Source organism: Microcoleus sp. AT9b-C3 (assembly GCF_036705485.1).
Taxonomy (GTDB): Bacteria; Cyanobacteriota; Cyanobacteriia; order Cyanobacteriales; family Microcoleaceae; genus Microcoleus.
Window position 1 is genome coordinate 132,425 of sequence record NZ_JAUBUR010000003.1, and the last position, 22,154, is coordinate 154,578.

The 22,154-nt window shown below is 46.1% G+C and carries 20 protein-coding genes; 5 read left to right on the top strand and 15 right to left on the bottom strand.

Features of this window, described 5'->3' with window-relative positions:
• Positions 1–157 precede the first annotated feature (157 nt).
• The 4 genes from QUB77_RS04070 to QUB77_RS04085 form a co-directional block, all read right to left on the bottom strand.
• A complete protein-coding gene (locus QUB77_RS04070) occupies positions 158–508 on the bottom strand; it encodes a hypothetical protein (protein WP_333170149.1) in 351 nt (116 codons plus the stop codon).
• 387 nt (positions 509–895) lie between these two features.
• Positions 896–1,996, bottom strand: coding sequence for a saccharopine dehydrogenase NADP-binding domain-containing protein (locus tag QUB77_RS04075; RefSeq protein ID WP_333170148.1), 1,101 nt, complete (start codon positions 1,994–1,996; stop codon positions 896–898).
• 491 nt (positions 1,997–2,487) lie between these two features.
• Entirely contained in the window at positions 2,488–4,185 is a 1,698-nt protein-coding gene (crtO, locus tag QUB77_RS04080; protein ID WP_333170147.1) for a beta-carotene ketolase CrtO, read from the bottom strand.
• 460 nt (positions 4,186–4,645) lie between these two features.
• Positions 4,646–5,746 (bottom strand): tetratricopeptide repeat protein, encoded by a 1,101-nt coding sequence (locus QUB77_RS04085; RefSeq protein WP_333170146.1) that lies wholly within the window; start codon positions 5,744–5,746, stop codon positions 4,646–4,648.
• A 150-nt stretch (positions 5,747–5,896) separates the two neighbouring features.
• On the opposite strand from QUB77_RS04085, the gene QUB77_RS04090 reads away from it, so the two are divergent.
• Complete coding sequence (locus tag QUB77_RS04090) at positions 5,897–6,223, top strand: YbjQ family protein (RefSeq protein ID WP_172184303.1); 327 nt, start codon at positions 5,897–5,899, stop codon at positions 6,221–6,223.
• A gap of 262 nt (positions 6,224–6,485) precedes the next feature.
• Positions 6,486–7,109 carry a hypothetical protein gene (locus QUB77_RS04095; protein WP_333170145.1) on the top strand — a complete coding sequence of 208 codons (624 nt, stop codon included), beginning with the start codon at positions 6,486–6,488 and terminating at the stop codon, positions 7,107–7,109.
• Between the two features lie 247 nt (positions 7,110–7,356).
• Here QUB77_RS04095 and metH read toward each other — a convergent pair whose 3' ends face one another.
• Complete coding sequence (gene metH / locus QUB77_RS04100) at positions 7,357–10,908, bottom strand: methionine synthase (protein ID WP_333170144.1); 3,552 nt, start codon at positions 10,906–10,908, stop codon at positions 7,357–7,359.
• 70 nt (positions 10,909–10,978) lie between these two features.
• On the opposite strand from metH, the gene QUB77_RS04105 reads away from it, so the two are divergent.
• Positions 10,979–11,149, top strand: coding sequence for a hypothetical protein (locus QUB77_RS04105; protein WP_333170143.1), 171 nt, complete (start codon positions 10,979–10,981; stop codon positions 11,147–11,149).
• Positions 11,150–11,304: 155 nt separating this feature from the next.
• Here QUB77_RS04105 and QUB77_RS04110 read toward each other — a convergent pair whose 3' ends face one another.
• The 6 genes from QUB77_RS04110 to ispE form a co-directional block, all read right to left on the bottom strand.
• The gene (locus tag QUB77_RS04110; RefSeq protein WP_333170142.1) at positions 11,305–12,042 is read right to left on the bottom strand and encodes a hypothetical protein; all 738 of its coding nucleotides are present in this window, start codon (positions 12,040–12,042) and stop codon (positions 11,305–11,307) included.
• Positions 12,043–12,141: 99 nt separating this feature from the next.
• Positions 12,142–12,828 (bottom strand): dual OB domain-containing protein, encoded by a 687-nt coding sequence (locus tag QUB77_RS04115; protein ID WP_333170141.1) that lies wholly within the window; start codon positions 12,826–12,828, stop codon positions 12,142–12,144.
• Positions 12,829–12,893: 65 nt separating this feature from the next.
• A complete protein-coding gene (locus QUB77_RS04120; RefSeq protein ID WP_333170140.1) occupies positions 12,894–13,346 on the bottom strand; it encodes a DUF488 domain-containing protein in 453 nt (150 codons plus the stop codon).
• A complete protein-coding gene (locus QUB77_RS04125) occupies positions 13,324–13,950 on the bottom strand; it encodes a DUF488 domain-containing protein (protein ID WP_333170139.1) in 627 nt (208 codons plus the stop codon). The genes QUB77_RS04120 and QUB77_RS04125 overlap by 23 nt, the downstream gene beginning before the upstream one ends.
• Positions 13,951–14,025: 75 nt before the next feature.
• Positions 14,026–14,379: a DUF3082 domain-containing protein gene (locus tag QUB77_RS04130; protein ID WP_333170138.1), complete on the bottom strand. Its 354-nt coding sequence runs from the start codon at positions 14,377–14,379 to the stop codon at positions 14,026–14,028.
• 183 nt (positions 14,380–14,562) lie between these two features.
• Complete coding sequence (gene ispE, locus QUB77_RS04135; RefSeq protein ID WP_333170137.1) at positions 14,563–15,540, bottom strand: 4-(cytidine 5'-diphospho)-2-C-methyl-D-erythritol kinase; 978 nt, start codon at positions 15,538–15,540, stop codon at positions 14,563–14,565.
• 90 nt (positions 15,541–15,630) lie between these two features.
• Between ispE and QUB77_RS04140 the strand changes: the two genes are divergently transcribed.
• Positions 15,631–17,184 (top strand): ATP-binding protein, encoded by a 1,554-nt coding sequence (locus tag QUB77_RS04140; RefSeq protein WP_333170136.1) that lies wholly within the window; start codon positions 15,631–15,633, stop codon positions 17,182–17,184.
• 98 nt (positions 17,185–17,282) lie between these two features.
• Here the strand turns inward: QUB77_RS04140 and rsmA are convergent, their stop codons facing one another.
• Entirely contained in the window at positions 17,283–18,104 is an 822-nt protein-coding gene (rsmA, locus tag QUB77_RS04145) for a 16S rRNA (adenine(1518)-N(6)/adenine(1519)-N(6))-dimethyltransferase RsmA (RefSeq protein ID WP_333170135.1), read from the bottom strand.
• Between the two features lie 264 nt (positions 18,105–18,368).
• On the opposite strand from rsmA, the gene galK reads away from it, so the two are divergent.
• Positions 18,369–19,448: a galactokinase gene (gene galK / locus QUB77_RS04150; protein ID WP_333170134.1), complete on the top strand. Its 1,080-nt coding sequence runs from the start codon at positions 18,369–18,371 to the stop codon at positions 19,446–19,448.
• Here galK and QUB77_RS04155 read toward each other — a convergent pair.
• From QUB77_RS04155 to QUB77_RS04165, 3 genes are all read right to left on the bottom strand, one after another.
• Positions 19,438–19,812, bottom strand: a complete 375-nt coding sequence (locus QUB77_RS04155) for a signal peptidase I (protein ID WP_333170132.1) — start codon at positions 19,810–19,812, stop codon at positions 19,438–19,440. The two genes, galK and QUB77_RS04155, sit on opposite strands and share 11 nt — an antisense overlap.
• Positions 19,813–20,189: 377 nt before the next feature.
• Positions 20,190–20,882, bottom strand: coding sequence for an SRPBCC family protein (locus tag QUB77_RS04160; protein WP_333170130.1), 693 nt, complete (start codon positions 20,880–20,882; stop codon positions 20,190–20,192).
• Between the two features lie 18 nt (positions 20,883–20,900).
• Entirely contained in the window at positions 20,901–22,064 is a 1,164-nt protein-coding gene (locus tag QUB77_RS04165) for a baeRF3 domain-containing protein (RefSeq protein ID WP_333170128.1), read from the bottom strand.
• Positions 22,065–22,154 lie beyond the last annotated feature (90 nt).

Genomic DNA, 22,154 nt, shown 5'->3' on the forward strand with positions numbered 1-22,154 from the left:
CCAAAAGTGCATTAACACCCTGCTATAACGCGGTAAGGTGCGCATTGCGCACCCTACATAATTAGGTTCAAGTGACTTCTGCTCTCGTATCAATTGTGTACTCACAGAATCTGTGTACTTACCAACCACTTGAGTTAGATATAAATCTCTTGATTTATTAGTTGCCTGTGACCTTTTCGAGCAAATCTTCAGCTTTTTGAACTATGCCTTCTTGCGGGTGTTCTCCCTTGTACTCCTTTAAGCTTTCGTCGTAAACTTTCTCGACCTTTGCAGGATTTTGAGCAGTTTTGACTATTTCATCGTAAGCTGCTTGGGGATTGAGATCCTCGAAACTTTCTGCGGGGTCAGTCATTTTAGCTTCCGGCGGCGCCTGAGTTCTGTCTTGACCTGCGTAAGCAGCCTGACTGGGTACTACCGCTAGACTTAGCAGACCAATGAAAGCCAGGGTACAGACCAGCAAAATGCTTTGGCTCAATGTTTTTCCGAGAGATTTTAAAACCCGCTTCATATCAACTTCTCCTCGTATTTTTCCGCAAAAATTATGGTGTTTGTCGCTTCTTCACTGCGATCGCACATTGACAACCTTGGTTCAAGCGCAATCTTTGTCGCAGCTACCGCATCTAGAGCGAGCCAAAAGGGATGTTTCCCGTGACATCCCATATCTTAAGCGCCTGCTTGTTATTATTACTTCTACCAAAAGATAGATTAGTTATACAAGCGGAACTCATCTCCTATCAGGGGCGATCGCAATTCCTGCGAGTAACCCAATCTAGGGGTTTTCCCATCAATTACGAAGCCCCTGACTCTTCTCTTGCGGCGCGTCTTTCGCGTCTTCGCAGTTCGGGCAAAAATTCCATTGCCAAACATTTTAAAGTGCTATAAATAACCTAAGTAACTACAAAACAACCTGCTCTATGTCTAGGTTTCTGTTCTGCATAGCTCGTTCAAATAGCTCAGTAGAAAGAGCTTGTTCTACCGACCAAACGCCCGGTTTTTCCAGTTTTCCTTCTAACATTAATTGAGCGATACTGCCAGTACCTATGCCAGTAGCGGTGGCAGCATTTGGGTGTACTGCTGTCGAGCAAACTTTAGCGGGTTGACCGTTTTTGAGACCGGTCACTTGCGATCGCACTGCCACGCCTACCCCACTAAAACTATTAGTAACACTGGTCATCCCATAACTGACGTAGGAGAGAAATTCAATCACGGAGTTATTTTTGAGCCAGCTAGCCGGCCAATACTTAGCAACAAACCAGGTAAGGTGATTGTAAAGGTCGGGAGACGTACCGAATTTAGTCACAACTGATTTGACGGGGAAAGTTTCGGGCAAAGTGATTGCTTCCGGCATATCGAACCAGTAAACTCCTGTGTTCCCATAGGGTGCGGGAAATTCAATTGTTTCGCGATCGCTGTAGGGTTGTACTTGCTGCCACTTGCGATCTTCCCAAACCTCAAAAGGAGTTTGCAAACCTAAAAAAGTGGTTCTCATGACGGTAACGCCAGCACCGCCCGAACCTCCGACAACATAACTCAAATGAATGTGTTCTGCTTCATCTAATTGTTCCATATCTCGGCGCACCATGCTGTTAGAAACACCGGGGAAAATTCCCGTATTAATAATAGCAGTAATCCCAGCATTTTCAGCGGTTTCGCGCAATTCTAAAGCCCTGCGAGTAAAACTGCGGCTGTCGCTGACATCAGTATAATTAACACCTGCTTCTATGCAAGTTTTCAGTACACTAGCGTCTCGGTAGTGAAAAGGCCCCGCACAGTGAACGACAAGATTAGAGGATGAAACCGCTTGGCGCAGCGCTGCACTGTCTGCTAAATCTAAAGTTTGATACTGCACCCTATCCGGCGGCAATCCCGGCCCAATAGAGGCTTCAGAGTTGCGTCCGGTAACAGTAATTTCCGCGTCGGTGTGGGTAACAAGGTCTTCGGCAACGCTGCTGCCAATTCGTCCCCGCCCGCCGACAATCAAAACTCGGTTTGCCATCGCTAAAAAAAGGGTAACGCCACTTCTCAGTTTCTCAACTTGGGGCCAGCGTTTTCATCCGCATAAAGTATGAATTGAGGAGAATGCGAGATGCTGGGGGATCGGCGGCGATCGCCCCGATTCGCAGATGGGGAGCGACTTCTACCCGCGACTTGCCTGTTCTGCTGTCATTAGAGGTTTGGCTGCGATACTAAGTTCAAAAATGCCTTCAGCGTTAACTTGTTCTTCTAATATTGAGAATTTTATCGATGGAATATGCTCTATGATGACAAAATATTTAAACATATTTGATGAAACGCAAACCGTCGCCACCGATAGCGAAAGATGCACAAGATTTAGAAAGGGTATTGAGGGCGATCGCAAATCGTTTTCTCTTCACAGGAAATCAACCCGAAAAAATTCTCGCACTTGCGCACTGATAAATCAATACAAACAAACGCAGATGAATCACATCTGCGTTAATCTGCCCTCATCTGCGGTTGCTAAAAATCTTACTTCTCATTACTCCGAAATACCGACTTACCCTTCGCTTTCAGAGTATTAGCCGCATCTGCTAAAGTCTGCGCGAAAGGCTGCTGCGAGTGCATGAAAACGCGAGCGGTATTGCGTCCCGGCATCCCCGAAATTGAGCCACCCGGATGCGTTCCCGCCCCCGTGAGATACAAACCGTCGATCGGCGTTTTGTAATTCGCCAACTCCGGCAAAGGACGGAAAAATATCATCTGATCCAGCGTCATATCAACGTGATAATAATTTCCCTTCAAAGCGCCCAAACGCTCTCCCAATTCCGCCGGACTTTCCACGTGGCGGCCGATAATTGCATTTTTGATATTGGGGGCGTATTCTGCTAATTTATCAATGCAGCGATCGGCAACTTTGTTTTTCAGCTCATCCGTCCAACCCGTACCGTGTTGGCCGGTTCCTTCAGCATTTTCGATCATGTAAGGAGCAAAAAATTCAATCCAAGCCGTATGATGTCCGGGGGGAGCCATTGACGGGTCTAGTACCGTCGGAAACACTACATACATCGATGGGTCGGAGTCGGGGATTCGGCCGATAGAAGGGTCGCTGTGAGCGATTTCAACGTGTCTCACGGAGTCTGCAATCAATACAGAACCGATTAAAAATTCGTCCCGATGGTTCCAGCGCTCAAACTTGGGCATTTCATTGAGAGCTAAGTCTATTTTGAGAATAGTCTCGTTATTATTAACAATTTTGCGCTCCAATCTTTCCCGCAAATCAGGGTCAGCAGCATCGACATCGCTGTCATCCATTAAATGTAGAAACAAGCGCTTAGCATCAATATTAGAAATGACACCTTTTGTAGCGCGGTATTCCGTGCCGCCGGCAACTCGAACTCCCACAGCGCGACCATCATCAACTAATATTTTCTCTACGTGCTGGTCGGTAAGTACCACACCCGAGTATTTTTTCACTACATTAAGCAGCGCTTGCACTAATGCACCCGTCCCCCCGCGAGGTCTTGCCATGCCGGGATTGTGCCTCATTGCCAGCATAATTGCGCCTACAGCCAGGGTTTTTTGGGAAGGAGGGGCGCCGAGTTCTGAGGCGAATCTTGCCAGTGGTGCTTTGATAAATTCCTCGTCAAACCACTCGTTTACAATGTCTTCGGCGCTGGTGAGCATCGTGCGAATAAAGTCCAGCGTTTTGTCGGGGGAACCGATGACTGACAATAAATCTTTGATCTTGGCAATATCGTAGTTGCCCAGAATATCTATGATGGATTTTGGTGGCGCATTAAACATCGGAACCATTGCACCTAAAGCCCGCTGCCAAAAGTCTGTATATTCGGCATATTTTTTAGCATCGCGCTCGTTGTAGCGGGCAATTTCAGCACAAGTTTTTTCTACAGATTTGTGCGCTAAGAAATATTTGCCGTCGGGATGCGGACAAAAGGCAACTGGATCGCAGAAAAGATATTCTAAACCGTGTTTTTCCAGTTCTAATTCTTCTACAACTGGGCCTAAATGGATAAATTCGTGGTCGATCGCGCACATATTGAATTTAAAATCCGGCAATTCGGGAATCGCAGCTTCGGTAGTTGCCGCGCCGCCGGGAACCGAACGTTTTTCTAACAAAAGGACGGTATATCCAGCTTTGAGGAGATAAGACGCACATACCAGTCCGTTGTGACCTGCGCCGATGATAATCACGTCATACGTTTGCATAGATGAAGCTCTGGGGATGGGATATTTTGCTTATTTTACAAATGTTAACAAGTTGGCAGTCTCTATCAATAGAAATAGATTCCCATTCAGGAAGCTGTTTTAACATCTTACAAAAGATGGAGCTTTTACCAAATGCTACTGTGCGATCGCCCTTATTTCTTCTTAAACTTACAGAGCGATCGCCGTTCTCGAATCGCGCCAAGATTATACTGCATTTAGCCGCGTTGCTCTGCGACAAATTAAAAAATTAACTAGACGAAGGAAGAGGAAAGAGGGAATAGGGAATAGGGAATAGGGAATAGAAACAGTTTTGAGATTGCTTCTTTTCTCGCAAGGCTGCGATTGTCAGGAGTTAAGCCTTACGAAAATTACTTACTCAACACTCAAAACTGCTAGCAAATTACCAATTGCTAATAGCCAATTGCCAATAGCCAATTACCAATTAGTAAATTGAGAAATATTACTTCAGTTCCCGCAATGCTGCCTCAGCTTTTTGTGCACCATCATTGTTGCCTTGCTGGCGGTAAGTGTTGAGGGCTTGTTGAAAAGCTTCAATTGCTTCGGATTTGCGATCGCGCGCTTTGAGTGCCGTACCCATATTGTAATAAGCTTCGGCCCTGTTTGGATCAAGCTTAATCACTCGCCCAAAAGTGGTAATCGCTCCTAAAAAATCTTGTTTTTCCAGTTGAATTTTCCCGATTCCTGCGTGTGCTTCCACTAAATTCGGTCGCACCGCAATAGCCCGCTGATAAGCTACCAGCGCTCCGTCGAAGTCGTTTTGAGCCTGGAGAAGTTCGCCAATTTCTAGCTGCACTTCTGGATTCCGGGGCTCCAATTTGGCAGCTTCTTCAAAAGCTGCTAGCCCTTCGGAAGTATAGCCGGCACGCAGCAAAGCAGTGCCTAATTTTAACTGGACACCTGCTTGTTTGGGAGCGAGTTCGGCTGCTTCTTGGAGTACGGTGACAGCACTGGCAAAACTTCCCTGCTGGATCAATACTAAACCCATTGAAGAATAAGCTTGCCAATTTTTCGGATCGAGGGCGATCGCCTCTTGGTATGCTTTAAAAGAACCGCTGTAATCTTTTTGCTGAAAGAGTACCACTCCCAGACCGATCCGGGCATTGACATTTTTGCGATCGAGCTGAGCGGCGCGGCGATAAGCTGTGGCTGCTGCAGGATAGTTTTGTAAATTCGCCATAGCATATCCTAATGCGTATTGGAAGTCAGCATTGTTGGGTTCCAGACCGATCGCTTGTTGGTAAAATTCTACTGAGGCTTGATAGTTGCCTTGACGCGCTTCTAAATAGCCAATACCAGAAAAAATGCGCGGATTTTCCGTATCTAAACGTGCCGCTTCCTGATAAATGGCGATCGCCTTACTGTAGTCTCCTAAATCTACCAACTCGCGCCCTTGTCGCAGCAGAGCATCTAAATTTGAATCATTTTGAGGGTTGACTTGAACGACTGTTTCTGCTGAGAGCGCCCGAAGCGGCGCTGCGACAGCGAATCCTGCTACTAGCAACGTACTGAATACCAAGAGACTTTGTTTGTACACGGCCATTTGTTTCAAAGAGTGTGTGGAATGAAAGAGCGAGTGGCTGTCACCTTGTTAAGCTGACAGCTTAGGGTTTACCAGGAATCTTTGAGCGGCGAGATGTAGTAAATCTACAGAACAAGACCCACTCAAAATTTTCGCGACTGAGGCCAACTGATGATTGTAACAACAACTGATATCATCCAAGGAGCAGAAATTCAATCTTACCTGGGAATAGTAACTGCTGAGGTTGTCTACGGCACCAATGCCCTGCGAGATTTCTTCGCGGGCATTCGCGACATCATCGGCGGGCGCACCGGCAGTTACGAGGAAGTGTTTCTCAAAGGACAGCGAGATGCCCTCGCGGAACTGGAAAAACGAGCCCAGCGCCTGGGCGCCAATGCCGTAATCGGGGTGGAAGTGGACACCGGCACGATTAATGTAGACTCGAGCGGGGCTTTGCTGCTGATTACTGCCGTTGGAACGGCTGTAAGATTGCGTTAAGCTGTATTTTCTGTATACGTCCGCATTTCCTGTATACATCCGGGAACTTTTCTAACGGGATAAAATAGTCATCAGTCATCAGTCATCAGTCATTAGCTAATAGCGGGTGGCTGGGGGCGGATGACTTTTTCGTTTCTTTCTTCAGACATAGATACTGGTTATTTCCCCAGGCAGATATAGTTTTTATCAATCTCAGCCACAATCAATACTTAGGTGAAAGATTGTTAAAAATTAAAGCAACTCTAAGAGGAAAGAAAAACCTATGTCATACGTAAATAGACCTGTAGATAACGTGGGTACCGAACCTGTGGTAGTAAATTCAGTGATGGAATACCACGATCGAGTACGTTGGGGCCCGATTTTTTCTGGTTTGGTAATTGCGATCGGCACACAACTGGTGTTAAGTGCATTGGGTGCTGCGATCGGGTTGAGCAGCATTGCTGGTTCAGGAGCTCCGCGCACTATTTCAGGAGACGTGGGTGCCGGCGTCGGAATTTGGTCAATTATCAGTTTGTTAATTAGCTTAGCAGTTGGCGGTTGGGTAACTGCTCGCGCTTGCGGCCCGATGAACCGCAACACAGCACTTTTAAACGGAGCAATTTTGTGGGCAACGACCTTAACAATTGGCTCTTGGCTGTTAGCAAATGGCGTGGCCGGTACTTTTGGCGTCATAGCTGCGAATGCGGGAGAAGCAATTAATCAAGCACAGCAGAGCGGGGTCGATTTGCCGAACCAAGCGCCTAACGTAACTGCTCAGGATACTCGCAATATTGCTGCTAATGCTGCCAAAGCTGGTTGGTCGTTCTTGTTCGGCTCACTATTGGGTTTAGTTGCTGCGATGGTAGGAGCATCTGCCGGCGCGCGCACTCCCCGGAATTACTCATAAAAGTTTCGTCAGACACGGAAAGTTCATCTTCAGAAAAGCACTTTTTTTAAGGTGCTTTTTTGTTGGTTTAATTCTATATCGTAAAATTGGTTTGTAGTGAGGACTTTACTCTTTATAAAACTCGCTCGGACTAAATTCCTCACTACAAACCTATAGCAAGCGCTCTATATGTAGGGTGCGCAGTGCCCACCGGTGCGCACTGCGCACCCTACTAGAAAAAATTGCGCGACCCGGCGCACCCTATAAATTAAGCGCTGAAGTATTTGGCGGCTGGGTGATAGGTGATAATTGCCGTTGTTGATTGTTCGGGATACAGTTGTTCGCTTTCATCCATATAGAGGTTGATACGATCGCACTTTAACAATTCCAGTTGCTTGTACTGATCCGCCATATTCGGACAAGCAGGATAGCCGAAACTGTACCGCGAACCGCGATATCTTTGTGCCAGCATATCGCGAATGTTGTCCGGTTCCTCGCTACCAAATCCCAATTCCCGGCGAATTCGCGCGTGAGTCCATTCTGCTATTGCTTCCGCTGTCTGTACCGCTAACCCGTGAAAGTAGAGATAGTCGGTATATTGATTGTTAGCAAACAGCTTTTGCGCGTACTCTGTAGCAATTTCTCCCACTGTCGCTACTTGCATCGGAAATACATCGATTTTACCGGATTCTTTGGGGGCGAAGAAGTCAGCAATGCACAGCCTGCGCGCCGATTTTTGCCGGGGAAATGTGAATGTTACAGCGGGTATCGATACATCTTGCCCGCCCTTCATAATTTCCGGGTCGTACAAATACAAAGAATTGCCTTCAGCTTGACAGGGAAAATACCCGTAAATTGCTTGCGGCTGCAGTAAATTTTCGGTGATAATTTTGTGTTTCCACTCTTCCAAGATAGGATAAACTTTCTCAGCTAAGAAAGCATCGTATTCTTCCCGCGATTGGTCTTTCGGCTTGCGGAACTGCCACTGACCGGCAACTAAGGCTTGCAAATCTAAGTGCCAGAAAATCTCCTCAAAGGGGATTTCTTCTGCCTGCAACAGTTTCGTGCCCCAGAAAGGAGGAGTCGGGCGATCGATATCTGCAGCAACTGCTTCGGATCGCCTGGTATCTATTACCACAGGAGTGTCTGCTTTCTTGGCATCTTCTACAGACGTTTCTGGCGCCGCTTTAGCTTCTTTAACCGCGCCATTGCCGTTTTCAATTTCATCTAAAAATCCTTGCAAGTCTTCCCATTTACCAGCAGATTTTGCTGGCATTAGTTTGTCCATAAAGTGCAAGTCTGAAAACGCATCTTTGCCGTAAATAACTTTACCTTTGTAAGTATTTTGGCAGTCTTCATGTACAAACTTGGGAGTCAAAGCTGCGCCGCCCAAAATCACGGGAACCGTGATTCCTTTCTGGTTAAATACTTCCAGATTTTCTTTCATGAACGCGGTGGATTTTACCAGCAAGCCACTCATCGCTATACAGTCGGCTTTGTGCTTCTCGTAGGCTTCGATGATATTGTCAACCGACTGTTTAATACCCAAGTTAATTACTCGGTAGCCGTTGTTTGATAGGATAATATCAACCAAGTTTTTGCCAATGTCGTGAACGTCGCCTTTGACAGTAGCGATGATGAATGTGCCTTTGGCATTGTCCCCAGATTCGGACTTTTCCATGTGCGGTTCTAAATAGGCAACTGCCGCTTTCATGGTTTCTGCTGACTGCAAAACAAAGGGCAGTTGCATTTGTCCCGAACCGAACAATTCTCCGACTACTTTCATCCCGTCTAGCAAGAAGGTATTGATAATGTGGAGGGGCGGATAGGTTTCTAATGCTTTGGCGAGTTGGATATCTAGCCCAATGCGTTCGCCGTCGATGATGTGCTGCTTGAGACGTTCTTCTACCGGAAGGCTTGCGTCTTCTGTCCGATCGCGCTTGGTAGTTTTGCCCGCAAACACCGTTGTCAGGTCGCCCAAGGGGTCGTAAACGCAAATTTCGCCGTCAAACTCCCGTTCATCGTAAATCAGTTTACGGCAGATTTCTTGGTGTTTGGGGTCGATTTTGGCGAGGGGCAAAATCTTATTAGCGCTGACAATTGCCGAGTCCATCCCGGCTTGCATCGCTTCGTGCAAAAACATGGAATTCAAGACTTGCCGCGCCGCCGGATTCAAACCGAAGGAAATGTTAGAAACTCCTAAAATTACGTGACAACCGGGCAATTCTTGGCGAATGCGGCGGATGGATTCGATAGTAGCTTTGCCGTTTTTTCTGTCTTCTTCTATCCCGGTAGAAATTGGCAAAGCTAGGGTGTCAAAAAAGATTTCCTCGGGGGGAATTCCGTAGGCGACGGCGGCGTTATATGCGCGCTGGGCGATCGCAAATTTTTTCTCTGCGGTTCTGGCCATTCCATCTTCGTCAATTGTACCGATAACTATGCCCGCGCCGTATTTTTTCGCCAACTCCAAAACTTGATAAAAACGCGGTTCTCCGTCTTCGTAGTTAGTGGAATTCAGCAAACATTTGCCGCCCGCAACTTTTAAGCCGGCTTCCATCTTTTCCCATTCGGTGGAATCCAGCATTAAAGGAAGAGTTGCATTAGTCACCACGCGGGAAACTAATTCTTTCATGTCTCGCACGCCGTCGCGACCGACATAATCAACGTTAACATCGAGAATGTGCGCGCCTTCTCGGACTTGTTCCCTGGCCATTGCGACTAAACCGTCCCAGTCTTCGGCGTTTAGCAAATCTCGGCATTTTTTGGAACCGCTGGCGTTGAGTCTTTCGCCGACAATTAAGAAGGAATTATCTTGTTCGTAGGGTTGGGCGCTATAAATTGAAGCGGCGGAAGGTTCCCAAGTAATTTCGCGGATTTTGGGTGTAAGAGTTTTGCCAATTTCTGATAGTTCGCGGATGTGATCGTAGCGGGTGCCGCAGCAGCCACCGATGACTTGCACGCCTAAGTCTTCGACAAAGCGCATCAAGGCCATTTTTAATTCTATTGGCGTGAGTTTGTAGTGCGCGTGGCCGCCGATGTTTTCGGGTAAACCGGCGTTGGGAACGCAGGAAACGACGAAGGGCGAATGTTCGGAAAGGTATTTGACGTGTTCGGCCATGCGATCGGGCCCGGTGGCGCAGTTGAGGCCTAAAATGTCGATCGGGTAGGGCTGCAAAATGGCTAGGGCGGCGCTGATGTCGGAACCGACTAACATTGTGCCGGTGGCTTCCATTGTGACTGATACCATTAACGGAATTCGCGCACCTTTTTTCTTAAATACTTCTTCAATGGCATTTAATGCTGATTTAATTTGCAGCACATCTTGACAAGTTTCGACAATAAATAAGTCAACGCCGCCGTCATAAAGTCCTTCTGCTTGTTCGGTAAAAGCGGTGGTGAGTGTGTCAAAATCAATGTGTCCTAATGTTGGCAATTTGGTGCCTGGCCCGATCGATCCTGCGACAAATCGAGGTTTTTCTGGCGTGTCAAATTCGGCGGCGATACCCTTGGCGAGTTCGGCGGCAGTTTTGTTGAGATAATATGCTTTGTCTGCTAAATCGTATTCGGCGAGTACGATGGAAGCGCCGCCAAAGGTGTCTGTTTCGATGACATCAGCCCCTGCTTCGAGGAATCCCCGGTGCACGTTGGCGACGGCTTCCGGTTTCGTGTGGACGAGATATTCGTTGCAACCTTCGTATTCTTTGCCGCCAAAGTCTTCTGCGGTGAGGTTTTGGACTTGCAGGTTGGTTCCCATTGCGCCGTCGAAGACGATGACGGGGCGTGAGGGGTGGTGGAGGCGATCGAGGAATCTGCTATTCATAAGCGGTAAAAAAAACGCAGGTGCTATATATTTACAATTTTATCTATTGTGCAATATTGTCAACAATTATGTGACTGTTGGCAAACGACTAATTACTGAAGGATTTAATGCTGCTGACAATAGTTCGATCGTACCTGTAATTTTAGCGATCGCCCTGGATAATTGTCAAAATTCTGTTGTGGGTGAGGCTGCGGGGGGAAAAACGGGCGAGTTGTCAGGGATTTTTTCGCTTAACTGTTGAGGAATTTGGCCAAAATGCGATCGAGATAGTTAAACGAGTTATATAAAAATCCTTGCAGGAGTCGTAGATTTTTACCCCACCCCAACCCTCCCCTAACCCACAGCGACTCCGTAAGAAATTCACAAATGATGCGAGGTTGCTATATAACTAAAGCATTAAGATTTTTTTCTCATCCTTTTGTTAGAAGCTCTTTTAGGCAGTCGCTTAATTTCAATTTCGCCTCCTTGAACTTCTACTTTTTCTAGATTTTCTTCTACTTCTTCTATAATTTCTAAATCAACAATGTCAATCTCGCCCATGCTGATTTCTCCCTCAATCTCCTGTGAATTCTGTTGAGTTGCGATTAACTCCACGGCTAACCGAGAAGGGTGAACTGGCAATTGTGCGATTTCTTTATTAATTTCAACTTCTCCAATCCGATGCTCAATTTCCTCCTCGGTAGCATGAAAGTTATCAAGTTCTTCACTAATTTCAGTTTTTCTAATTTCCTTCTCTACTAGCTGCATAGATAACTGCTGGTTTTCCCTTGACAATTCCTCAACCTTAGTCCCAAGCATTCTAATCTGTTCGTTGAGAACGCGAATTTCTCGGTTTTGTTGCTGAATCATTTCTTCGGCATCAGCAAGAGTTCGATTTCTATCTAATATCACCTCATTTTTAGTTTCTAATTCCAAAGCGCTCATAGCCGCTTTAATTACATTATAAAAATGCGGCTTAGATACATCAACTTGTTTAGCATTATGGCGACTTTTTCCCAATAGTCCAATCTTTTGTCCTTGCTTAACAGCCAAAACAAAACCTTGATGATTTTTTATTTTTAATTCTTTGACAAAATCTACTTGAACTAAACTGCAAATATATTTGTGACAGTCAAAATAAAATTCTGCTTTCATCAAAAAGCACCCCTTTCTGCTATAGTCCCGCAGAATTATAGCACGAACAGAGTTTTTGCGGTAAATAAAAAGAAATAAATAAGCGATCGCCCATTTTGGTCAAAACAAAACTTCATCATGAACCAGACCTTCCGGCAACTCTATCACACCGGCAATCAACTTCCAACAAGGGTCATCTCCCTCCCAATCATCCGGTCGCCAAGGCATACTCAAACTCACTGTTACCAAACAAGGTTTTTGCGGTCGATACCCCAATTCTAACTTTCTAATAAACACCGGATCGGTAATGGTTGCAGTCAATCTTTGACCATGCGGCGTGACAATAGATCCTTCCCATTTATTACCACCTTCAAATCTTTGACTTAGCTTTTTTACCGTAAATCTTACTGCTTTGAGTAATTGCAAAGTTAGGCGATCGCACATTGGCAAAGACTGCATATATTCCACCGTAACATATCGCAAATCGTTGTGTAAAATATATTCTTGACTCTGGCAATATTTGAGCAAATATGCTGGCGGAACTTTCCCAACTTGCCGCCATTTTCCCGGTAAAACAGAAAGATTTTCACACTCGAAGCCAAAGTCCGGGCCCGTCTTTGCCAGAGGAATTTCTAGAACATCTAACAACCCGGGTTCAAGTCTATTTATCTGCCGCATTTCTTTAGGAATTTGGCCATCTGGTAAGTCGGAAACAGGACGCACCCACTTACCTTGAAGTTCATTAATTCCGGCGATGCACCTGTCGCCGCGTTTCCAGGAATTAGCGAGACAAATTATCCGAGTCATTCGATTTTAGATTTTAGATTTTAGATTTTAGATTCATCCCACAATTATCTAATATTTTCCCTAAATCAAAGATGATTAATTGTCACATTTTTCCACTTCTCGCTGAGATATTCAGCAACTAAGCGGCGGTGACAATTATGAGGTTTTGGTTCGCTACAAAGCAGACACCCGCCGTCTAAAATATCCGAGGAAACCTTGTGTTCAATTTGTCGATCGCCCATCAACTCCAAAAACTTTTGTTCATAAACACCCCAATCTCCCTTTTTCTTTTTATAGTCATCCAAAATATCTTGAGTCGGCGCTAAATCCACCACATGAACATACTCAATATTACCAATGGTTCGCAGAAAATATTCTAAATCTTTCCGCTTAGCAAAACCTGCTAACTGTGATACATTATTCAGCCGTGTATCGATTACCCTGCGGACTCCGGCTTTCATCAAAATCCCAAAAAACTCCTCCGCACTTTTTTGAGTGAAACCAATTGTAAATAAATTAATTGCTTTCTTTTGTGACATAAGCGATTTCCAATCCGTGACGATAATAAGCGGTTTCTAAATCAACTATTTCCTGTTTAACTTGAGGCTCTAACTCAAACAAGCTTAGCTGAATTGGCTCATTATTTTTTTGGCCTTTGTTAAACTTGCTCAAAAGTCTTTCTTCTAAATGCTGGTGCGCTTCTAAATTGCCATCTGACAGAATATGATTAATCTGCAAGTTAAAATCTTTCAACTTGTGGCAAACTAAAATAGTGCGATGACAAGTAATCGGGTCTTTTTCCGCACACATTAAACTGATTTTATAATTGGCGGCGCCTTTTAGCAAGCGCTGAATTCCTGCGAAAAATAGAGGAGTTGCTGCTATGCGATCGTATAAAGCTTTACCGCTAGTATCGTAACAGCTTAAATCCTCTGGTCTCGCGCCCAACTCTTTGCCTAAAAAAACATATTGAATGCCGACACTTGACAGAGAAGCTTTAATTTCGGATTTATTAAAATGAGGTAAATAGCGGCTAAACGGATGCGATCGCACGTCCGCAACCGCCGTAATTTCGTGTTGTTGCAGCAGCAAAACAAACGCTTCAATACTTAGATTGGAGTGTCCGATCGTAAATAATTCCATTGCTTCGATATTACTATGCAGTCTTTGCCTTGCGGATGAAAGTTTGTGCAGCCCAATTTTGGCAATTGGTAGACTTCAAGCTGTAGGTTTCTTTAGCAACTTTTGAATGACAAGTTGCACAGCCAGCAGCATCAAACCCAAAGATGCAAAAGCAAAAACACCCGCACCCAAAGCCACAATTCCCATTACTAAAGTTCGCACAGCCGCGCCAATATTAATCGCAGTCACATTGTCAGAATGAATGGGGGAATTTGCAAAAGTTTGGACGATCGACAAAGTTAGCGCGTACAAAGCCGCCGCAAAGCCACCCGCGATCAGCGAACCCATCACGCACCGCAAAATCGTCGGCGGCGTGGAAGATGCAGAGGTTGCATCTCCAACCGAACTCAGAGGTTTAGAAGTAGAATTTGGATTAGTTAAATCAGTCATGGCGATTGTAGATTGTAGATTTTAGATTTTAGATTTCTGGTTAATTTACCAAAACTAAAATCGGTGTTGCATGACATATTATCAGTTCTTCGATCTCAATCGACTCTGCGAAAAGTTAGATTCATCTTGACCCTCGGCTGTTAGACAGGTTTAACGGCCGATCGCGATCGCACCCTCTTGAAGTTACACCCTCGAAATCGGCGGTTTCGTCTCGTTTCCCTCCGAAAAAATCTGAATTCCAGTATTGCTAAACTTTGCTACCCAAAAATCCAAATCTGGAGAAGCGATCGCAATTTTAACCCGTTCCATAACCTGCTGAGCCTGCTCTGGAGACTCCGCCAGCGCAAACACACTCGGCCCGGAACCCGACATCATCGTTCCCAAAACCCCCGCCGACTCAAAAGCCTGCCGCAACTGCAACACCTGCGGGTACACGGGCAAAGCAACTTTTTCTAAATCGTTATGCAGCAATTGACCAATTTTCGATCGATCTTTTTGGGCGATCGCCCCCACCATCGGGCCCGAATGCAGCCGTTCCCGGCGGCACCCCAAATCTTCCGCTGCACAATAGGAACTACTGAACTGCTGGCGATAAGTTTGATACGCCCATGCCGTAGAAATACTTAGATTCCGGTACTTCGCCAAAACCAGATAAAAGCCCGCCAAGTCAGGCAGCGGCGACAGTTTATCCCCGCGACCCGTTGCCAAAGCGGTACCTCCCGCAATACAAAAAGGCACATCCGAACCCAAAGTTCCCCCCAACTCTTGCAACTCCGATTGAGTAAGTCCCAATTGCCACAGCAAATCCATCCCAACTAAAACCGCAGCCGCATTGGCCGAACCGCCGGCAAGCCCCGCCGCCACTGGAATCTGCTTGTGAATGGCAATCTCGACTCCGCCGTATTTCGCCAAAGCATCGGGGAATTGCTTCGCCAACAAATCCGCCGCCCGGTAAGCGAGGTTATTCTTATCAGGAGGGACTTGCGGGTGATCGCAGCGCACGCGAATCGTGTCCGTACCGATCGCGCGCAAGTCAATTCGATCGGCTAAATCTATGCTTTGAAGTACCATCGCCAGTTCGTGATATCCGTCGGGGCGATCGCCTATGATTTCCAAATACAGATTGATTTTTGCTGAAGCTAACAGAGAATATGAACGCATAGGTGATTAAGCCGCAGGTGAAAGAAACCCCTGGTTGAAATTAATTGACACCAGTCCCCGTCCATTTTCTCACAACTCAAAGGAAATATTATGCAGGAAATGTGGAAAACTTTTTTTAGTTCCGGGTCATTTATTCCTCACGGTCACTGCTATCTCTGGCAGACCCCGTTAGTCTGGCTTCACCTGGCCTCAGATTCGATCATTGCACTAGCATATTTCTCTATCCCGATTACACTGATTTATTTTATTTCCAAACGCGAAGATTTGCCCTTTGACTGGATCTTTACCATGTTTGGAGGCTTTATCGTCGCCTGTGGCATCACTCACATATTTGAAGTCTGGACGCTTTGGCATCCTACCTATTGGCTTTCAGGAACAATGAAAGCAATTACTGCCATTATTTCATTTGCTACAGCCATACTTTTGGTAGACTTAATCCCTCAAGCCCTAGCACTTCCCAGTCCCGCACAGTTAGAATCCGCCAACCGACTCCTAGAAGCTGAAATTGTCGAGCGCCAATTAGCAGAAGCAGCACTAAAAAAAGCCAAAGAAGAATTAGAAATTCGAGTTGAGGAACGCACCGCAGAGTTAAAGTCTCAAACTCAACAGTTAGAATTGGCAAACCGACTCCTAGCATCGGAAATTGTCGATCGCCAATTAGCCGAAGCAGCACTAAAAAAAGCTAAAGAAGAATTAGAAATTCGAGTTGAAGAACGCACCGCAGAGTTAAAGTCTCAAACTCAACAGCTCGAACAAGCCTTGTCTGAATTGAAGCAGGCTCAATCAAAGCTAATTCACAGCGAAAAAATGTCGTCTTTGGGGCAATTGGTGGCTGGCGTTGCTCATGAAATCAACAATCCGATTAACTTTATTTACGCGAATGTTACTCACGCTCGCGAGTATGCCGATAGTTTGCTAGATTTGGTGAATATCTATCAAGAGCAATATCCGAATCCCCTACCCACACTTAAAGAAAAACTGCAGTCGGTAGATTTAGATTTTATTATCTATGACCTACCAAAAATATTAATTTCTATGAAAAACGGGGCCGAGCGCATTCTCGGTATTGTCAAGTCGCTGCGAATTTTTTCGCGCCATGACGAAGCAGAAATGAAATTAGCCGACGTTCACGAAGGAATTGACAGCACACTGATGATTTTGCAAAGCAGATTGAATGCTAAGCCCGGTTTGGCGAATATTCAAGTTATCAAAGAATATGGCAATTTACCCCAAATAGAGTGCTACCCGGGACAGCTAAATCAAGTGTTTATGAATATCATCGCTAATGCTATTGATGCTTTAGAAGAGGACAACCACAGCGAGTCGATTGCAGGCAATGAAACAAATCCCCGCTTGATTAAAATTTCTACCAAACTTTCAGACACTGAAGTGGTAGAAATCCGAATTAGCAACAACGGGCCAGAAATAACAGAATCGGTGATGAACCAGTTATTTAATCCATTTTTTACCACTAAACCAGTAGGTAAAGGCACGGGATTAGGTTTATCGATTGGCTATCAAATTATCACAGTAAGACATAAAGGCGAATTGCACTGTATTTCTGCACCTAGGAAAGGTGCAGAATTTCTTATTAAAATTCCGATTAGCCTGCAAGAAACCTTTAAGAATCCCCATCAAACCTAAATTAAACTTTTAGTATTCACACCGAAAACTCCTTATTAAACAAATACCACGATAGCCGAATTATTAAATAATTCGGGTATCTAACCCCATCCTGAACTTCAAACATCGCACATAATATTATTACTCAACTTTACCCATTGCTCCACGCTTAAATCTTCAGCGCGAGATTGAGGATTTATCTGTAACTCTTCTAACAATTGAACGAGTTTATCTAAATCCACAGCCCCTTTCAAATTATTTCGCAGCATCTTGCGCTTGCTACCAAATCCCAACTTAACTAAAGTCTCCAAATAGCGCGGATTAACCGCCGCAGTTTCTATCTGTCTGGGAAGCAGCCGCACCACGGCGGAATCGACTTTTGGTGGCGGAAAAAAGTCTTTAGACGGCACATCGCAAATTAACTCGCATTCTGCTAAATACTGCACCCGCACCGACAGCGCGCCAAAAGCTGTCGAACCCGGTTTAGCGTAAAGCCTTTGGGCCACTTCTTTCTGCACTAACAGCACGATCGCATCGAAGGGTTTAGCCGCAGGAACAGATATCGTTCCCAGCAGTTTTTGCAGAATCGGGCCGGTGATATTATAAGGAATATTGGCAACAACTTTATTGGGATTTTGGAATTTGGGAAAAGCCGTTAATTCCGCCTCTAAGTCCATTTCCAAAAAGTCGCCTTGCAGCAGTAAAAAATTGTCTGTTTTGCCGAGTTGTTTGGCTAGCTTGAGACACAAATCTCGATCGATCTCCACAGCAACAACAGACTCAGCCGCAGGCAGCAAACGCCGAGTCAAAATCCCCGTACCCGGCCCAATTTCTAGGACGCGATCGCGATCCAAAGAAGCCGCTTTCACAATCTTATCTAAGGCTTTCTCGCTTTTGAGCCAATGTTGAGCAAACTGTTTCCGGGGTCTGGTCGATCGCATTTTTTGAATTTTTGGAGAAATCTTAGGCTGTCATTTTATCACAGCTCTATATTTTTTCCTAACCTAGGGTCATGTTTATTTTTGTTAACTGGGGTTGAATTAACCACAAAACTTGGGCACTATAATAAGGACAAACGATAAAAAATAAATTTATTTCTTTCCCATTACCAACAGCACAACAGGGAAGGCACGGATACACGGATAGCTGTTTTTCCAAATAACCAATAACAAATAACCAAGAACCAATTACCAATTTCCCCAACAATGAAATTCCAACGAGTATTTGGTACATTACCCAAAACCACAGCCAGCGCCCCCGGCAGAGTAAACCTGCTGGGCGAACACACAGACTACAACGATGGATTTGTACTTCCAACTGCGATTCCCCAGCGCACCACAGTACAAATAGGCTTCAGCAGTGACGATCGACACCATTTTTATTCAGCAGAATATGACGAACTCATAAATTATTCAGACGACGATACCATACCGCAAAAATTCGTCAGTTATATCTGTGGCTGCCTGAGACTTTTAGAAAAAGAAGGATACAAAATACCGCCAATAAACCTCTACATTACCTCGACTGTGCCGATCGGAGCCGGTTTGTCCAGCAGCGCCGCTTTAGAAATAGCAACCCTCAGAGGACTGCGCGCGCTGCTGAACCTCCCCCTAGACGACGTGCGCCTCGCTCAAATCGGACAGCAAGTCGAAATCCGGTATGCCGGCTTGAACTGTGGCATCATGGATCAAATGGCGTCGAGTTTAGCCGACACCAACACCATGCTATTGATCGACACCCGCAGCCTCGAATGCCGCCCGATACCTTTTCCCACAAACACAGAAATTTTAATAATTGACAGTGGCGAAAGCCACGAACTGGCAGCAGGAAGCGGCTACAACCAGCGACGCGCCGAGTGTGAGGAATCCGCGCGGATATTGGGAGTTAAAGCTCTTAGGGATATCGCCGATCCCCAAGCTGTGGAAGTATTGCCGGAACCCCTCAGAAGACGAGCGCGGCACGTGGTTACTGAAAACAACCGCGTACTCGAAGCGGTAAAATCTTTGCCAGCAAAACGTTTTGGCGAGTTAATGAATGCTTCCCATGCCAGTCAGCGCGACGACTACGAAGTTTCGGTGCCTGCAGTAGACACGCTGGCGGCAATCTTGCAGTCAATTCCCGGGGTCTTCGGCGCAAGGCTGACGGGCGGAGGTTTTGGCGGTGCTTGCGTAGCGCTGGTGGAGAGTGGGAAAGCGGGTGCGATCGCATCCGAGGCGATCGATCGCTACCAGCGCGCGGGTTATAGCGGCCGCGTTTTGGTTCCCGAAATTAAAGTTACTTCTTAACTCCAGAACTATCTCCCGACAGGGAAGGCCAGCGCACAGTCACGATCGCCGAATCCTCCTCGGCCGACCAATAATGAGGCACTCCCGGCTGCCAGAGAGCATAATCTCCTTCGCGAGAAAGCAAGATTTCTTGCTCTGGAAATTGCAGGCGAAACCGCCCTTTTACCAGGATAGAAAGCGTCGTGGCTGTCGCATTTACCGCCCACTGAGTCCTACAATCTCCGGCGGGGTGAGCGCCCCATTTTACCTCTAAAACAGAAGTCGATCGCGCGTCATCTTCAGGGGTCATAAAATGACCCGCAAACCAACCACCCCGACTTGCACCTTCAGCGCCCGCATTTCCGAAAACCACTTGAGATGACATCAGCTAATCAGGTAAACAACAAATAGCTTGAGAGCACAAACTCTACGTTTTGTACTCAAGGACATCCCGCTCGATCGCTCGTGCCGTAGGGACACTCCAAGAGTCCATAGGTGTCAACTTAACGTACAACCGATAGTCCGACAGGGGTTGAAACCCCTGCCTCAAAGCGAAAGTCGTCTGAAGACGACTAATGAGTTTTTCAGTCCTCTTTGAGAGGACTTTCGCTATGAGACAGGGAATTCATTCCCTGGCGGACTAACTAACGGGTGGGCGGGAGGACTGGTGGACAAAAAGCTTAAGTTGACCACCTATGGGCTTGGCCTAAGTCCCTACACTCGCCCTGTCCCTACAAGGGCTCACCACCAAAAGTGCGATACTTACTTGCGGCCCGAAGGTTGACCTTCTGTAGTCGCTATTTCCCCAGCTTCCATCAACTGCTTAAAGCGACGTAAATCATTGGCAATTTGCTGTTCGGGAGCTTCGCCAAATAGTTTAGCAGCACCAGCACCAATTGCACCGCCCGGAGGGTTGTATTCGATGACAACTTTTACCTCTGTACCCCGTCCCGCTGATGCCGGTTGAAAGCGCACAAAACCAGAATTGTCAACATCAGATCCTTCAACAGACGCCCAAGCAATTAAGCGATTTTCTTCTTCGCGGACAATCTCTGCATCCCATTCCACACTATTGCCCATCGGCGCGCTGGCAATCCAGTGAGAACGTTTTTCATCGATGACCGTAACGTGTTTGAGATGCTTCATAAACCGAGGCAAATTTTCAAAATTGCGCCATAAACGGTACAATTCCTCAGCCGGTTTGTCGATCGTCACTGTCTTTTCAACTTTAATGCTTTGATTCGGATCTGCCGCCGACTGCAAACCCTCCACAACCCCCAGCCCGCGTGCCGCTAAACCGCCGCCCGCAACCGCCAGCAAAGCACCTCTCAAAGAACGCTGCGACAAACCAAAAAGCACCAGCGCGCCGCCGCCAATTAAAGATGCCCAGCGTTCGGTATCGCCGCTGCTACTTTGGTTTTGTTTGTCGGAATTTGTCATTGAAGTAGATTCCATTGGTTTAAACCTGGTAAATTAATAGCGGAAAATAGCAGCTAAAGGCGCCTCGTCCGGAACTTTTTCCGGCGGCACCGCGTAAACAGTTCCGCCGTTGAGAATAGTTTGAATTGCTGCGGCATTCAACAAATCTTCGTCGCCCAGTTCTGCCTCGGGGTGGATTTGCACCGCGTTCGTATCGGGATTAAAAGTACCCCACTGCTGAACGCCAAGAGCAACAAATAGTCGATCGACCCGTCCAAAATAAGCAGCCGAAACAGCTTCTTTCAAATCAGCAGAAATTTTATCGCTTCCTGTGAGATCGTGGTATTGTGCGATCGCCTCTGACTGAGCCTGCAAAAACAAAGGTTCCACCAGCGGCAAAGCTTCGGCCCGCAACTCTTCCGGCTTGAGAAGTTTCTGATTGCCTGTAATTCCTTCTTCAACTAAATGCGGGTAGGTATTGGCTTCTCGGTAAAGCGGGAGCAAATACTCAACTCCAGCTAACACTAAAGGAGCTTTTTTATTCCGCAAATATTCGTGCAGCGCCGCATCGATTATGTGGAAATACTGCAATATTTCCTGCTGGGGTTCATCTCGATCCGGACTTCCTTGGCCGTGAAAACTGCCCGGATGCTGAAAAGAATTATTAGTGCCTCCTTTTGCAGTAGCAATCCGAAACTGACCATCTTTAGCTGTCGGGTCATATTGCAGAGCCTCATCAAGGCTTTTCGGCAAGTTTTCAACTTCAACTTCCCGAGCACCGTAAGCCGTACACTCAATCAGCCTCACTTCCTTCTGACTGAGAGCTAAAACATAAAATAAATTATCTCCTGTCAGCAAAGGCATCAGCGGTTTAACGTGAAAATTGTCGCTCACAACCACTAATTCATCAAAACTCACCGGACAGCTATAGTAGCGGAAAAATCCTGAAGCGACAAAAATCGCCAGCAGGTTGCTTTGATTTTCCCAAAACTTTTCCTGGTCAATTTCTGCTCGGACTGGCTCTAACAATTCCACCGCTTCTTTTTTGTCAAATCCGTACTCTACTATTTTGTCTTCAGCCTCTCTGATTAAATTTTTGAACCGAATCGGATTTTGTTGAATTTCTGTTCCTTGAGCGACTGGCATATAAATAGAGACGCACAATCCAGGAGATTGTTGTACCAGCGCTTTGAGTTCCTCTACAGATATTAAGTTCACCGCTGAAACTCCTTTGCTAAGGGGTTTTGTAATAAAAACAACCGATTCTTTAAAATGTATCTCTCCTGACATGGCCCCTGCGTCTGCCTA

Excerpts from the sequence above, each read along its gene's own strand:
- QUB77_RS04070 (WP_333170149.1), bottom strand. The coding sequence starts at position 508 with ATGAAGCGGGTTTTAAAATCTCTCGGAAAAACATTGAGCCAAAGCATT.
- QUB77_RS04075 (WP_333170148.1), bottom strand. The coding sequence starts at position 1,996 with ATGGCAAACCGAGTTTTGATTGTCGGCGGGCGGGGACGAATTGGCAGC.
- crtO (WP_333170147.1), bottom strand. The coding sequence starts at position 4,185 with ATGCAAACGTATGACGTGATTATCATCGGCGCAGGTCACAACGGACTG.
- QUB77_RS04085 (WP_333170146.1), bottom strand. The coding sequence starts at position 5,746 with ATGGCCGTGTACAAACAAAGTCTCTTGGTATTCAGTACGTTGCTAGTA.
- QUB77_RS04090 (WP_172184303.1), top strand. The coding sequence starts at position 5,897 with ATGATTGTAACAACAACTGATATCATCCAAGGAGCAGAAATTCAATCT.
- QUB77_RS04095 (WP_333170145.1), top strand. The coding sequence starts at position 6,486 with ATGTCATACGTAAATAGACCTGTAGATAACGTGGGTACCGAACCTGTG.
- metH (WP_333170144.1), bottom strand. The coding sequence starts at position 10,908 with ATGAATAGCAGATTCCTCGATCGCCTCCACCACCCCTCACGCCCCGTC.
- QUB77_RS04110 (WP_333170142.1), bottom strand. The coding sequence starts at position 12,042 with ATGAAAGCAGAATTTTATTTTGACTGTCACAAATATATTTGCAGTTTA.
- QUB77_RS04115 (WP_333170141.1), bottom strand. The coding sequence starts at position 12,828 with ATGACTCGGATAATTTGTCTCGCTAATTCCTGGAAACGCGGCGACAGG.
- QUB77_RS04120 (WP_333170140.1), bottom strand. The coding sequence starts at position 13,346 with ATGTCACAAAAGAAAGCAATTAATTTATTTACAATTGGTTTCACTCAA.
- QUB77_RS04125 (WP_333170139.1), bottom strand. The coding sequence starts at position 13,950 with ATGGAATTATTTACGATCGGACACTCCAATCTAAGTATTGAAGCGTTT.
- QUB77_RS04130 (WP_333170138.1), bottom strand. The coding sequence starts at position 14,379 with ATGACTGATTTAACTAATCCAAATTCTACTTCTAAACCTCTGAGTTCG.
- ispE (WP_333170137.1), bottom strand. The coding sequence starts at position 15,540 with ATGCGTTCATATTCTCTGTTAGCTTCAGCAAAAATCAATCTGTATTTG.
- QUB77_RS04140 (WP_333170136.1), top strand. The coding sequence starts at position 15,631 with ATGCAGGAAATGTGGAAAACTTTTTTTAGTTCCGGGTCATTTATTCCT.
- rsmA (WP_333170135.1), bottom strand. The coding sequence starts at position 18,104 with ATGCGATCGACCAGACCCCGGAAACAGTTTGCTCAACATTGGCTCAAA.
- galK (WP_333170134.1), top strand. The coding sequence starts at position 18,369 with ATGAAATTCCAACGAGTATTTGGTACATTACCCAAAACCACAGCCAGC.
- QUB77_RS04155 (WP_333170132.1), bottom strand. The coding sequence starts at position 19,812 with ATGTCATCTCAAGTGGTTTTCGGAAATGCGGGCGCTGAAGGTGCAAGT.
- QUB77_RS04160 (WP_333170130.1), bottom strand. The coding sequence starts at position 20,882 with ATGGAATCTACTTCAATGACAAATTCCGACAAACAAAACCAAAGTAGC.